Origin of the sequence: Psychrobacter halotolerans, from assembly GCF_039680845.1 — a bacterium.
Lineage (GTDB): Bacteria > Pseudomonadota > Gammaproteobacteria > Pseudomonadales > Moraxellaceae > Psychrobacter.
The window spans coordinates 235,106-248,689 of sequence record NZ_JBDKWD010000003.1 but is presented as its reverse complement, the minus strand read 5'-3'; the positions used below and the strand labels follow the sequence as shown (position 1 = coordinate 248,689).

The 13,584-nt window shown below is 43.3% G+C and carries 11 protein-coding genes; 3 read left to right on the top strand and 8 right to left on the bottom strand.

The window, feature by feature from the left end; all coding sequences use genetic code 11:
- Positions 1 to 52: 52 nt before the first annotated feature.
- Positions 53 to 4,366, bottom strand: a complete 4,314-nt coding sequence (hrpA, locus tag AAJP47_RS07610; protein WP_497198700.1) for an ATP-dependent RNA helicase HrpA — start codon at positions 4,364 to 4,366, stop codon at positions 53 to 55.
- Positions 4,367 to 4,589: 223 nt separating this feature from the next.
- Between hrpA and AAJP47_RS07605 the strand changes: the two genes are divergently transcribed.
- The gene (locus tag AAJP47_RS07605; protein ID WP_346717305.1) at positions 4,590 to 5,192 is read left to right on the top strand and encodes a hypothetical protein; all 603 of its coding nucleotides are present in this window, start codon (positions 4,590 to 4,592) and stop codon (positions 5,190 to 5,192) included.
- Positions 5,193 to 5,363: 171 nt separating this feature from the next.
- On the opposite strand, the gene AAJP47_RS07600 is transcribed toward AAJP47_RS07605, so the two are convergent.
- From AAJP47_RS07600 to AAJP47_RS07585, 4 genes are all read right to left on the bottom strand, one after another.
- Positions 5,364 to 5,681, bottom strand: a complete 318-nt coding sequence (locus AAJP47_RS07600; protein WP_346717304.1) for a hypothetical protein — start codon at positions 5,679 to 5,681, stop codon at positions 5,364 to 5,366.
- Position 5,682: 1 nt separating this feature from the next.
- On the bottom strand, positions 5,683 to 6,276 hold the full coding sequence (locus AAJP47_RS07595; protein WP_346717303.1) for a DUF1543 domain-containing protein: 594 nt from the start codon (positions 6,274 to 6,276) through the stop codon (positions 5,683 to 5,685).
- Between the two features lie 199 nt (positions 6,277 to 6,475).
- Positions 6,476 to 7,270: a metallophosphoesterase family protein gene (locus AAJP47_RS07590; RefSeq protein WP_346717302.1), complete on the bottom strand. Its 795-nt coding sequence runs from the start codon at positions 7,268 to 7,270 to the stop codon at positions 6,476 to 6,478.
- 124 nt (positions 7,271 to 7,394) lie between these two features.
- Entirely contained in the window at positions 7,395 to 8,816 is a 1,422-nt protein-coding gene (locus AAJP47_RS07585) for an SLC13 family permease (RefSeq protein WP_346717301.1), read from the bottom strand.
- A 450-nt stretch (positions 8,817 to 9,266) separates the two neighbouring features.
- Here AAJP47_RS07585 and AAJP47_RS07580 point away from each other — a divergent pair, with 450 nt between their 5' ends.
- Positions 9,267 to 9,431, top strand: coding sequence for a hypothetical protein (locus AAJP47_RS07580; RefSeq protein ID WP_346717300.1), 165 nt, complete (start codon positions 9,267 to 9,269; stop codon positions 9,429 to 9,431).
- Between the two features lie 44 nt (positions 9,432 to 9,475).
- On the opposite strand, the gene AAJP47_RS07575 is transcribed toward AAJP47_RS07580, so the two are convergent.
- A complete protein-coding gene (locus AAJP47_RS07575) occupies positions 9,476 to 10,171 on the bottom strand; it encodes a YoaK family protein (protein WP_346717299.1) in 696 nt (231 codons plus the stop codon).
- Positions 10,172 to 10,280: 109 nt separating this feature from the next.
- Positions 10,281 to 11,087, bottom strand: coding sequence for an enoyl-ACP reductase FabI (locus AAJP47_RS07570; protein WP_346717298.1), 807 nt, complete (start codon positions 11,085 to 11,087; stop codon positions 10,281 to 10,283).
- A 342-nt stretch (positions 11,088 to 11,429) separates the two neighbouring features.
- Here AAJP47_RS07570 and folE point away from each other — a divergent pair, with 342 nt between their 5' ends.
- A complete protein-coding gene (gene folE / locus AAJP47_RS07565; protein WP_346717297.1) occupies positions 11,430 to 12,026 on the top strand; it encodes a GTP cyclohydrolase I FolE in 597 nt (198 codons plus the stop codon).
- A 163-nt stretch (positions 12,027 to 12,189) separates the two neighbouring features.
- Here the strand turns inward: folE and AAJP47_RS07560 are convergent, their stop codons facing one another.
- Positions 12,190 to 13,479 carry an iron-containing alcohol dehydrogenase gene (locus tag AAJP47_RS07560; protein ID WP_346717296.1) on the bottom strand — a complete coding sequence of 430 codons (1,290 nt, stop codon included), beginning with the start codon at positions 13,477 to 13,479 and terminating at the stop codon, positions 12,190 to 12,192.
- Between the last annotated feature and the right edge of the window lie 105 nt (positions 13,480 to 13,584).

Below are 13,584 nucleotides of genomic sequence, written 5' to 3'. Positions count from 1 at the left end.
ATTGTTTGCTAATTACGTTTAAAAAACAGTCCAAAGCCTATAGGACAAGTAGCTAACCTACTTTATCCCACATTTTACTTAAGCGCTTGGGTGAAACAGCCATACGAGTTTTCATTGGCTGAGCGAAGAGTTGAATACGATACTCCTCTACCATCCAGCGATATTCACTAATGGCTTCCTTATCCGCACGTCCTGCCAATCGCTCCATATGTAAATCTAGCGCGTAAACCCCATCAAGATCAGCATCCAAATTGTGCTCAAGGCGCTCAAGGCGAATTTCTAACGCTTCAAGATAGCGAGGATATTGTTGCCAGTGGCTATAATCCATGCGATAAACAAAATCTGCCAAATGCAAGTCTTCTAACTGATCCTCAATATCTTCGATAGACTCGCCAAATATTTCGCGATCAAGCATCAATAGGCCTTGGCGAATGCGTTGCCAGCGGGTATAGACATTCTTAAGGGTTTTGATAACGCTTTGACCAGTCAATAAAAAGTTACTCGTCACCACGTCCAATGTTTTTTCATACTCTTCAGAGGTAAACGGTAACTCCTCGCTCAAACCAACGGCGATACTGTCAGCACTCTCAGGCAAATCGGTACTGTGATCAAATAATACATAGTGCTCTTCGAGCGCGGCATCTAACGCCGCATCAATGATAATAGTTTTGAGCTTTTCCATATCACCAAGCGGTGCAAATGCCAGTTTGAATATTTTATCTATTTGACTGGTTAGCTGTTTTTTCTTAGCGCCAAGCTTGCCTTTGATTAGGGTCAGCACTCCAATGCGATGCGCCTGTAATGCTGCGTTGACATCCGTATACTGATGAATCGATACGGCCTCGCCTGCCTCATCAGCGACCAACGCTGAAAACTGCTTCATCACCACGCCTGCACTATGATGGTTTTTGCTAAAGGCAAAATGCGCTGGAAAGTCTGTATGAACGCCCTGCTGTTCAGTCACGGCTTGACTGGTCTCGGACGCATGACGAATCTGTAGCGTTTGTAAGTCGCGACCTTTCTCAATAATGCGATTTTTATCGTCGACCACACTGATTTGCGGCTGCAAATAACGATCAATCGATGACGGGTTAAAGCTCTCTGGCGTCACTGACATAATGCCGCGACGGTTGAGCGCTTGGCATAACTGCTTTAACAAGCCTTGACCACCAGCGGGCTGCAACTCATCAAACAAACTGTCAGCTGTATCAGGAATGGGGACAATTTGACGGCGGATATCTTTGGGCAGCGATTTGAGCAATTGCAATACCAACTCAAAGCGCCAACCGGGTACGCCCCATAACAGCTCAATCGCATCAAGCTGCGGTAATGCCGCAAGTGGCACACGAATGGTCACCCCATCATCGTCGCTCGCAGGATCAAAGACATAACGCAGTGGCAGTTTTAAATCACCCAATTTCCATACTTCTGGAAAGTCGCCCGTGGTTGGCGCTTGGCTGTTAAGTACATCATCATCGGTGAAGAATAGATGCTTGGTGTCCGTTTTTTCGACCTCAGCACGCCAGTCTTCAAAGGCTTTGCGGCTGGCAATATGCGCTGGGATTTTTTTGTCATAAAACTGATACAGCGACTCTTCATCAACCAACAAATCACGGCGACGCAGTTTGTCCTCAATACGCTCGATATCCGCGATTTTATCCATATTGTGCTGTAAAAATGGCGCCTGACGACCCAAATTACCCGTCACCAAACCATCACGGATAAAAATCTCACGCGACTCGCTTAGATTGACTTGCTCATAGTTGGTCAGCTGCTTACTGATAATAATAAGCCCGAACAAGCTGATCTGAGCGTACGCTTTGACGCGGCCTGTCTTTTTCGACCAATGCGGCTCAAAGTAGTGATACTTGAGTAAGTCACCAGCAGCTGAGATGATCCACTCGGGTTCAATCTTCGCAACCGTGCGCATAAAGACTTGTGAGGTTTCGACCATCTCAAACGCCATGACCCAAGGTGGCACCTGCTTAAACACCGTACTGGCGGGGAATATTTTGGCTTTTTGCTGACGAGCGGCTAGATACTCACCGCGATTTTCTGTCTTATGGGCAATAATAGACAACAAACCCGTTAATAGCGCTCGGTGCAAGTTGGCATATTTAACCGCTTTGAGCTCTTCATCTTCAATCGCCGTCGGATCACTGGTCACCGCTTCAATCGACGCGTTTTTTGCATTATGTTTAGCGTTGTTTTTATCCGCCTCTCTTGCGTCACTCACGTCAGTCAGCTTAAGCTCGGTGACCATTTGTACCAATTGACGATGGGTTTGATGCCATTCGCGCACACGCGGAAAGCTTAAGTAGTTTTTCTTCGCAAATTGCTTACGCTGATTGCCAGAGAGCTTATTACCGTCTTCATCTTTTTCAAATAGTGCTTTCCACAGACTTAAATAAAATAAGAAATCAGAATCGTCTTGACGGAAAACGGCATGCTTTTGGTCCGCTTGCGTACGCTTATTGGCAGGACGCTCGCGCGGATCTTGTACCGCAAGCGCGGCAACCACAATAAGCATTTCACGAATACAATCAAAATCAGAGCCAGCGACCAGCATACGTGCCAGCCTTGGATCAATGGGCATGCGTGCCATTTGTTGACCGATACGAGTCAGACGCAAATGGTCCAAACCTTTTTTTGGTTTAGGCTTGTCGCTTTGGTTGGCAGATGCAGAGTCGTTTTTGGCTGTGATCGCGCCTAGCTCATCCAGCAATTTATGGCCATCCGTCACTAAGCGACTGTCTGGCGGCTCAATGAACGCAAAATCATCGACGCTACCCAGACGCAAGTTTGCCATCTGTAAGATAACAGACGCCAAATTGGTTCGTAGAATCTCAGGTTCTGTAAATTCAGGACGGCCACTAAAATCCTCTTCGCTATATAGACGAATACAGACGCCGGGAGCCACACGACCACAGCGACCTTTACGCTGATTGGCAGCCGCTTGCGAGATCGCCTCAATCGGCAAACGCTGCACGCGTGAGCGATATGAATAACGCGAAATCCGGGCAAAGCCCAAATCAATGACATAGCGAATACCCGGAACCGTCAGTGCCGTCTCAGCCACGTTGGTTGCGATAACGATACGCCGACCACGACCTGATGGCTGAAAAATACGCTGCTGCTCTTCATAAGTCTGGCGTGCAAATAGTGGCAGTACCTCTGTGTGTTTGGGTCCGTAGCGCACAAGCACTTCTTGTAATTCACGAATCTCAGCTTCGGTGGCAGCAAAGATCAAAATATCAGCTTGATCGGCATGACCTTTGTTTTGGGCATCACTAAAACACTCATCGACTGCTGCTACCACAGCACGCGGTAAGTTATCTTCAAAGTCATCGTAGCTATCATCATCCGAGCTGGTAACAGGCTCATCTGTCAGCGGACGATAACGAACTTCGACTGGGAAACTACGTCCTTCGACATTGAAAATCGGTGCAGGTATTTGACGCTTTAGCTTGGGATCGTAGTGACTAAAATATTCACTAAAACGCTTGGTATCAAGCGTTGCTGAGGTGATAATAACTTTCAAATCAGGGCGCTTGGGCAGCATCTTTTTGAGATAGCCCATGATAAAGTCAATGTTAAGACTACGTTCATGCGCTTCATCAATAATAATGGTGTCGTACTTACTCAAGAAGCGATCATGTCCCAACTCCGCCAGCAGAATACCGTCGGTCATCAGCTTAACGACAGATTGCGCCGAGCCTTGCTCATTAAAGCGAATCTTAAAACTGACCGTATTCCCTAGCTGCTCGCCCAGCTCTTCTGCGATACGGTTTGCCACACTACGCGCCGCCAATCTTCGCGGCTGTGTGTGTCCTATTTGTCCGGTGATACCGCGCCCTGCCAGCATCGCAAGCTTTGGCAATTGCGTCGTTTTACCAGAACCCGTCTCACCTGCAACGATGATAACTTGATGATCAATAATGGCTTGTACCAAATCTTCAGCGCGTTGACTCACTGGCAAATCAAGATTCAACTTGGCAGGTAAGTCACTTGGAATACTGTCAATACGTGCCTGCACCGCTTGTTGTGAGCGCGTTTTTATTTTTTCATACTGGGCACGTTTTTTAGCAAGTGCGTCATCGTTTTTATGATTTTTTTGTTCAGCATCTTGATTGGACTTTTTGTTTTTGGACACAGCCATGCGTCCCAGCTCGCGTTCTAGACGGCTCAGATAATAATTGTCTTTAGCAAGTACTGGCAAATCGGCAGTATCAACTATTGGAGAGGTGTCTTCGTTATTTGGGTCAATAGTTGAAAGCTCGTTGTTTGGTACTTTTGACGTTAGGCTTTCTTGATTTTTATCTATAGCAGATGTTTTTAAAGTTGTATTCTTAGAAGTATTGGGCATATTTACTTAGGCTATTTATTATTTATAAGTGGTTAGATTATGGGGGTAATTGGGGTCTGATTCAAGTTGGTTATCTGTCAATCTAGAATGACACGCACTCTAGATTAGAATGTAAAGAATAGATCTTACAAGTCAATATTTGTTTTATCGTATGGAGCATTATGGGCTAAAATACGGTTGAGAAAAATATAGTAATTTCACTTATCTAGATTAGGGACAAGTCATGTCAATTTGGTCATACAAAATAGTTATTGTTTTACCAGTATTAGCATTTGGATTAACTGGTTGTTTGAGTACCAAGCCTTATCAACCTCCTGAAAATGCAACTACAGCTACATTAACTTATGATATTGATCCTTCAAGTTTTTACAGTCCTGCTAGATTTATAGATAAAGGATATGCCGAAAGAATTGACATAGAATTGGTTCCAAGCCCCTTATCCGTCGCACTTGCCGTGAATGCAAAAGCTAAAACAATTTATATGAATTTACCTAAACGAGATTTTGTAAGCGAAATAAACACTTTCGAAGCTGGCAAAAAATTAAGATTTTCTTATCAACATAAAATGGTTCAAGGCTTAGGTGATTGGCCTCTGTTATGCGTTGTTGCTATAGATGTTACCTTACTTCCGAACAGAAATTATATCTTGAGGGGTAATACGACAACAGAAAACTTTAGAAGCAAAACCAATTTTCTGGGTGAAAAAGTAGAAGCTGAAGATACGAGTTGTCAATTTAAAATTATTGATACTCAATCCAACAAGGTAATAGCGGAAGGCAGTACACAAAAATTTGAAAAAATGATCCCATTCTATAATCGGTTTTAAGCACTTTATCTATTAATAAATAGTATGTTTTATAAAAGTATGGGTAGCTTAAGCTCATAAAATATTATCCAGCAGTAGTTACTCTACTTTTATAAAGTAAAAAATTGCTAGTTATAATGCCAACTCTTTTAAGTTGGTCATAGTGTTTGGTTAGAGCTGAGAAAGTTAAAATCAATCACTAATAGTATAAATAATCTGTTGGCTAGTAGCAGCTCCCATAAAAAAGGTATGTATTTTCTGTAGCGAGAGCATAGGAAAAGGAAGGTGTAGCGAAAGTATTAATTTTTCAAACGCTAGCATCTCATCTGCTAAAGCGCTAGCGATGTCAGGTTGAATCTGCGGATTTTCATACAGATTGTTAATTAACCACGTCAATTGTGGAAAGTTAGCATTATTATGAATCTGATAAATGGTTGGCAACATGTCATCAGAGATTTGGCAGCGCGTTTTGCGGATCATACCGCTTTTATAATACATATTTAAAGACATATTATGATAACCTCCTTAGGTTCTTGATACTTAAATATCCAACATATTCTTTATCTGCTTTAGTCTCAAGGCCACCGTCCTCTGTATTGATAATAGGCTCAATCAAAAGCTGAACGTTTGAGATAAGATCCCCCACGTTATATATATTATCTATATCCACCGCAAACTTATCATCGATATGGGAGGCGGCATTAAAGGGTGAGTCTTTATCTTTAAACGTAAATGTTTTATAAAACTCGCTCTGCTTTGCTTGCTTAATAGCGTCTGCTTGATTAGCAGCTATGACCAGCAACTTATAATGAAACTCTTCAAAGCTCCCCTGCTGATAACCGCCCAAATTAATAAAAAATAGCTTTAAATCAGAGCTACTTTCTACTTGCTCACTGGATTCAACCAATTTAATGGCATAATTATCAACATTGGTAATCGCTCGGTACGAATCAATGTGCCACTTGTTTTTCACTTCCGGCCAGTGGTCATTAATATCTGCTATTAACTCGGGCAGCTGACCCGCCACGCCAAAAAAGATATCGTGCTGCTCAATCAAGCGTCCTTTGGGACGACCACCGAGTTGTACCATATATAGGGTTAGCATTTTACGCAGTCCTTATGAAACCACTTCTTATAGTTAATGTTTGGTTAGGTAACGTTTAGCTGGGGCATATAGTGAGTTGGGTATAAAAACGATACAGTGGGACGGATATGAATTTTTTGCAGCCCTTGCCTACGCATGCATAGCAAGCCAGAAAAATTTATATATAATCGATTCATTTTAAACAGCAATCTAAAAACGGTTATATCGATAACACACGTCCTGTCCTTAATGCAAATGCCCAATCTGCGCGCCCATTTTTCAAAGCCATTCTAGCAGCCGCTTCATGATCGTAAGCCACTTTGACATGCTCAGTCTGCCAGCGTTTACCGTGTGCAGTCTCAGTACAATGAATAAGCACATAATTGGCATGAGGAGAATAGGTCTGCATTTTATGAACCATAGGTAAGTCGTCTTCGTAAGCGGGATACCCAACGCTGCCAGTATTAATAATACTTTGCCCTGTTGATAGCATGACGGTACGCGGGATATGAGTATGACCACATACAATCACATCACTATCCATGCCATTCAGCAAGTCTAAAATAGCCGCATCACTACGCATAACTGGCTCACCTGTCTCTACATCCTCTAACAAATACACCATGTCATCGGTTGGCGTCCCGTGGCAAAGATAGATATCGTCAGTGAGCTGATACTCAAACGGCAAAGCTTGCATCCATCCAATCGCCTCTTTCGGTAAATCTTCGACAATAAAATTGAGCGTTGAATGGTCATCAATGTCTGCGGTAGTCGCTTCATAAATCTGCCTATCTTGATTGCCACGAATGGTAATAATATCTTTTTGATAGCGTATCAACAGATCATAGGTGGCCTTGGGCGCGATTGGTCCGTAAAGAATATCGCCAAGATTGACGATTTGATCGACATTACGCTGTTTGATATCAGCCAATACCGCCTCAAGCGCAAAGACATTGCTGTGAATGTCTGAGATAGCCGCGATGGTACCAAAAGGCGTCTTCTGAGCGTCTACCATCTGCTTACCTCTCTCGTAAATGCGTATGTCATACACCCGCCATAAATAAAAACGAATAAAAAACCCGATGCCTCGTAATGGTTGAGACATCGGGTTTTTATGTATCATAACGCTGTTAGTGAGTTTATATCAAGAAAAAATAAGCCCACATTCCGACAACAAAGGTCGCGATGATATTAAGGATAACACCCGTACGGATCATCTCCGTCTGCTTAATCAGTCCAGTACCAAATACAATGGCATTCGGCGGCGTAGCAACGGGAAGCATAAAGGCACAAGAAGCACCAATACCGATAATCAATACCAAGACTTCATTCGGCAAGCCCATTTGCTCAGCAATCGCGGCAAAGACAGGCACAAGAAGCGCGGCAGAGGCAGTATTAGAAGCAAATTCTGTCAAAAAGATAATAAATGCGGATACCGCAATCATAACCACAATGATCGGTGCGGCAGACAGCGCATTTGCAACCGTTTCGCCCAATACCAATGACGCCCCTGAAACTTTCAAGACCGTTGATAGGGCAATACCGCCACCGAACAACATGAGGACGCCCCAATCGGTATTATCAGATACCTGCTTCCATGACACCAGACCCAAACTGACCACTGCAACGGCCGCTGATAAGGCTACAATAGCATCTGTATCAGTAATGTCTAAGGCCGCCCCAATCTTTTTAGAAAATATCCAGCTTAGCGCCGTGATAATAAAGACAATAATAGTCAATATACGCGGTTTGTTCCAAGCAATTGGCTCATCTTCAAGCAGCGTAATCGTACGATTCAGGTTTGGTTTTAGGAAAAAATACATCGCACCCAATAACAATGGCAATAATACCAGCATGATTGGGATACCAAACTTCATCCAATCAACAAAAGCAATATCAAGCGCTTTAGCAGCAATCGCGTTGGGCGGTGAACCAACGATCGTTCCCAAACCACCCAGACTGGCTGAGTAAGCAATCCCCAGTAATACGAAAACAAACGTCCCGCGATCCTTTTCACGATCCACTTGCGTCAAGATACCAAGCGCCAATGGCAACATCATGGCAGCAGTGGCGGTATTTGATATCCACATCGATAAAAATGCCGTCACACCAAAAATCAAAAACACCGCTGTACTTAGTTTGCCACCAGACAATGATAAAATCTTTAGTGCAATTTTTTTATCCAACTGCTGTACATGTAGCGCCGCCGCTAGGGCGAAACCACCGAAAAATAGATAAATGGTGGGATTGGCAAAGCTTTGTAAACCAATCTCAGCATCAAAATCTGGAATACCAATTAAAGCGCCAACCACAACCACCAATAACGCTGTAATTGTCACATGCACGGCTTCTGTCAGCCACAGTACACCGATAAAGAACAACAAGGAAAGGCCTTTATTGGCATTGATATCAAAGGGTAATACATTATAAATAATCATACTGATAATCGCCGCAATAGCGACCACTATCAAACCTTTTCCGGTTCCCTTTGGAAAGGTGTCGGTAAATAAATACTCATTGCCATCATTAGGCAGGTGTTTGTCTAGTTTTTGCTCTGACATAAAATGTCCTTATTTCCTCAAAGACCGGGTAAAAAGACGCTACATATAAAGACGTATACGAATGTCTTACGTTTGGTTAGGGCGGGTTGCTCTAAGTATTATCACTAAAAATTATTATCGCTAAAAAATACGCCGCCATCATAGCAGATATACACTACAAAATTCTCTAGTACCGCACGTAGCTGGCTGATACAGCCGTACTTTGAACCATACATTGGGTTCAATCATTCATGATTCTGACAAATTAAAGAAGGATTTCATGACATTTTTCTTTGATGCGAGCCTGCGTGACGTCTAGTTACACATCGTCACTAAATACGTGTACATCCTACCTGTACAACACTATAGCCGTGTTTCATACTTGGTGAGTTAAATAATGATTAAAAGCCGATAGAGGTTCAATGATAACAGCTATCTTGAACCCCTAATAAAAACAAATAGGAGCACCTTATGACTGATGCAAATAAAACGGATTCGACCACTAAAATGGCACCAAACGATATCAATCAAGATGGTCTGGCAAAAAAAGACCAACAGCGTACGGATGATTCTGCGCTAGATATGATGCAAGGTTTGCATGAGCATGAAGATCATAAAGAAGAAGGCGAAAAGTAAACAGCCACTCTACGTTTAGAAGAACCTACAGCAAGCGCTTATCACTATGATGGGCGCTTTTCGCGTTTGACCTCTCGCTTTTCTGGCAAACGGTCTGATACATAGTTATACACAAATGCGGCTGTGGTCACGATAGCAATCGGAACAAACAAAGCATCGTAACCCACTCTATTGAACAAAAAAGCGCCTAACGCACTGCCCCCACAAAAACAATACCAGATAATGGCCTGAAAACCCAATGTTGGTTTACTAATTGGGCGACCTGCCAACCAATTACCGATCGCCGCGCCCATATCTGAGGTCAGTCCTGTCAAATGCGTCGTGCGAATCACGGCCCCGCTATAAGTGGCTACCATCGCATTCTGTAACCCGCACGCCATTGCTGCGGCCAAATGTCCCAGATAGTCATGCTGCTGATACAACCAATAACTAAGTAACAGCAATACCGCTTCGATATACAGCGCACGACCATAGCGTCTGCCCAGTTTTAACGATGCCTGTCCAATAATAAAACCACTCAACACCGCACCCGATAAAAAAGACAGCAGCAATACACCAATGTACAAGATACTGCGAGCATCTAAATAGGCAATTGCCGCTGCAAACAAACTGACATTACCAGTAACATGCGAGACCGACAAATTGGTGAAGCCCAATAATGCCGCTGTATTCACGCAGCCTGCACTAAACGCCAGCACAGCGCCGCCCCACAAAATCCACCTTGGTAGTTTGGTTATCATCGTTGCCGCCTACAGGCTGGTCTTAAAATAGCACCTAGTATAACCAAAAAAGACAACCCATTGGCTGTCCTTCTAGTAGATGGTGCTTATAATTCACCACTAAGGTGAATTATTTTGGTTCATCGAGCATCATTAATTGCTCGCTGATCGCTACGGTATTGAAACCTGCGTCCACAAACATGATCTCACCTGTGATACCTGACGCCCATGGCGACAATAAGAATAAGGCCGCATTACCCACTTCTGTTTGAGTAATATTACGCTGTAATGGTGCGATCTTTTCGCTGATGTCGAGCATTTTGCGGAATGATTTGATGCCGCTCGCCGCCAAGGTACGAATAGGACCAGCTGAGATCGCATTGACACGTATGCCTTCGCCGCCCATCGACGTTGCAAGATAGCGAACACTGGCTTCAAGGCTGGCTTTTGCCATACCCATGACATTATAGTTTGGCAATACCGAAATGCTACCTTCATAAGTTAGGGTCAGCATAGAGCCATGACGCATGGCAAGCAGTGCACGCGCTTCTTTGGCCAATGCCACAAAGCTATAACTTGAGATGTCATGCGCAATATGACTGCCTTCACGAGTCGTCGCATTGACAAAATCGCCATCCAATTGATCCATGGGTGCAAAACCAATAGCGTGTACGACACCATTGATACCATCACCCCAATGCGCGGTAACTTGCTCAAAGCAAGCAGCAATAGAGTCATCAGAGGCGACATCACATTCTAACACCAAGTCCGCTTCGAACTTTTCTGCTGCCATGTCCACACGTTTTTTGATTTTATCGTTGGGATACGTCAGGATCAATGATGCACCTTCACGGTGTAGCGCTTCAGCGATGGCCCAAGCGATAGAAAGTTTGCTTGCGATGCCAGTTACGACAAACCGTTGTCCTTGCAGTAGCATAGTTTTTCCTTTTGAATCGAACAAAATAATTGGATATGAAGTTATTTAACGTTATTAGAGATAATAAAAATTGAGCAATAACCAAATATAAGTTAAAAAACCACATTATACACGAATTGGTTTAAGTAAACAGTCGTAAACTGTATTTGCTAAAAAACGGCATTCGCTTAAAATCTGACTTGATATTGAGCAAACAGATAACTACTTACCACAGCAGTATGAAGTTGAGTGGATTTCGAGTATAATTGCATCCCTTCCCAGCTTGCACAATTTTTATAAAATCCTTTACATAATCGGATTTAGCGTTAAGCTACACCTACATTTTGGATGGCTGCCAAACTTATGAGTAACACCCCAATCATAACATCAGATTACCAAGAAAGTATTGAGTCGTATCGTCAACTGATACTCTCAACTGGTGAAGACTTGGAACGTCCTGGTCTTACAGAAACACCAATGCGTGCTGCAAAAGCCTTTGCTCACTTGACCCAAGGTTATCATCAAAACCTAGATGAAGTCGTCAATGACGCCTTGTTCCCGTCAAACAACCGCGAGCTTGTACTGGTACAAAACATTGAATTTTATTCACTGTGCGAACATCATATGTTACCGTTTCATGGTATCGCACATGTGGGTTATTTGCCTAATGGTCAAGTATTGGGCTTATCAAAATTTGCCCGTATTGTCGATATGTTCGCCCGTCGCTTGCAAGTTCAAGAAAACCTAAGCGATCAGATCGCACAAACCATTATGGATGTGACTGGCTGCCGCGGCGTAGCTATTGTCATGGATGCCTCACATATGTGTATGATGATGCGCGGTGTGAGCAAACAGCACACCACCACTCGTACCACCTCAATGCTCGGTGAATTTGTTCATGACAATCAAGCGCGCATGGAGTTTTTGAGTGCCATTCCTAGACGTCAACCAGCATTTTAAATTGGTATAATTAGTATATTAGGTACTCTAAAAAGTACAATGAGTAAAGAAAAGGACACTTAGACGGTGTCCTTTTTTGTTCTTATCACTGACGGCTATAGTCAATTTTTTAGATTAACTATAGATAATATCATTATCGTTAATTACCAAAGACGCTTATATTCTACGATTTATCAGCGGACGTGTCGCTTGCCTGCTTGATCTTTGTCAAAATCTCTTTGATTTCAGAGCCTGATAGATACGTTGGTACGGCATAGGTCTCACTAACTTCTTTGGCCGCTGCTTTGGCAATCTTATCAAAATCACTCGTTTGCATGTCTTGAACCGCCGGATCAGTATGTAGCGTTTTGATCAAATCACGTACTTGTGCGATAAGATGATCTGCTATCTCACTATCACTACCAGCAGCTTGACCCTCCTGCACCATACCGATTTTTTTGGCCAATGCCGCCAATCTTTTTTTGCTGGCATGACGGTTTACATCGAGCACATAAGGCAACACAATGGCATTGGCACGACCATGAGGAATACGATAATACGCGCCTAGTTGGTGTGCGATGGCATGTACATAACCAAGACCTGCTTTATTAAAGGCAATACCGCCATAATGTGCAGCGATACCCATCGCTTCTCTGGCTTTGAGATCACCACCATCTTCATAGACAATAGGCAAGTAGTGCATGACAGATTTGATCGCAGAGGCTGCATAATAGTCAGTCTCGACGCTAGCGTTGACGCTCATCCATGCTTCAAGCGCATGGGTCAATACATCGATACCAGTGTCGGCTGTAATGTGTGCTGGCATGCCTTTCATAATAATTGGGTCAATCGCGGCAGCCAATGGCACCATTCTTGGATCGATGGACAGAGCTTTTTGATGCGTGTCATCATCAGATACCACCGCACCAAGCGTTGCTTCTGAACCGGTACCAGCAGTCGTTGGAATACAGTATAAAGGAGTCGCAGGTTTTCTGGCTTTAAGAATACCAATAAGCTGTTGAGGCTTGCATTTATTTCCTTGCGACATTGCAATCATCTTGGCCGCATCAATCACCGAGCCACCACCAATCGCAACGATTGAGTCGCACTTAGCATCTAAAGATTGACGCAGTCCCTCTTCGACCACCTTAAAAGTAGGATCTGGTGTTACTCCATCATAGACATGATAGCTGATGTCTTTTTTGTCCAAATAATCTGTCACTTTGGCGGGTATGCCAAGCTTATTTAACACGGCATCCGTGACGATGAACACGTTGGTGCTGCCTTCATTGATAAGCATGTCACACAGCTCATCACAAGATGTTTCACCAACAAATAACATCGGTCTTCTAATCGGAATCACATAAGAAAACGCCTTTAGCACTTTGGCGCGCGTTTTAGCAACCGCCAAATACCCAGCGTGTTGTAATCCATCAGTACTGACCAATTTAGACAGACGATTTTGTTTTTTCATGGGCATAACAATCCTTTTTAATGAGGTAAACATAGCAATAACTATCATTTTAATAAGTCTATGATGGCCGCTATTAAAGCGAAAATATAGTCAGTTTAAGATAAA

Excerpts from the sequence above, each read along its gene's own strand:
- hrpA (WP_497198700.1), bottom strand. The coding sequence starts at position 4,366 with ATGCCCAATACTTCTAAGAATACAACTTTAAAAACATCTGCTATAGAT.
- AAJP47_RS07605 (WP_346717305.1), top strand. The coding sequence starts at position 4,590 with ATGTCAATTTGGTCATACAAAATAGTTATTGTTTTACCAGTATTAGCA.
- AAJP47_RS07600 (WP_346717304.1), bottom strand. The coding sequence starts at position 5,681 with ATGTCTTTAAATATGTATTATAAAAGCGGTATGATCCGCAAAACGCGC.
- AAJP47_RS07595 (WP_346717303.1), bottom strand. The coding sequence starts at position 6,276 with ATGCTAACCCTATATATGGTACAACTCGGTGGTCGTCCCAAAGGACGC.
- AAJP47_RS07590 (WP_346717302.1), bottom strand. The coding sequence starts at position 7,270 with ATGGTAGACGCTCAGAAGACGCCTTTTGGTACCATCGCGGCTATCTCA.
- AAJP47_RS07585 (WP_346717301.1), bottom strand. The coding sequence starts at position 8,816 with ATGTCAGAGCAAAAACTAGACAAACACCTGCCTAATGATGGCAATGAG.
- AAJP47_RS07580 (WP_346717300.1), top strand. The coding sequence starts at position 9,267 with ATGACTGATGCAAATAAAACGGATTCGACCACTAAAATGGCACCAAAC.
- AAJP47_RS07575 (WP_346717299.1), bottom strand. The coding sequence starts at position 10,171 with ATGATAACCAAACTACCAAGGTGGATTTTGTGGGGCGGCGCTGTGCTG.
- AAJP47_RS07570 (WP_346717298.1), bottom strand. The coding sequence starts at position 11,087 with ATGCTACTGCAAGGACAACGGTTTGTCGTAACTGGCATCGCAAGCAAA.
- folE (WP_346717297.1), top strand. The coding sequence starts at position 11,430 with ATGAGTAACACCCCAATCATAACATCAGATTACCAAGAAAGTATTGAG.
- AAJP47_RS07560 (WP_346717296.1), bottom strand. The coding sequence starts at position 13,479 with ATGAAAAAACAAAATCGTCTGTCTAAATTGGTCAGTACTGATGGATTA.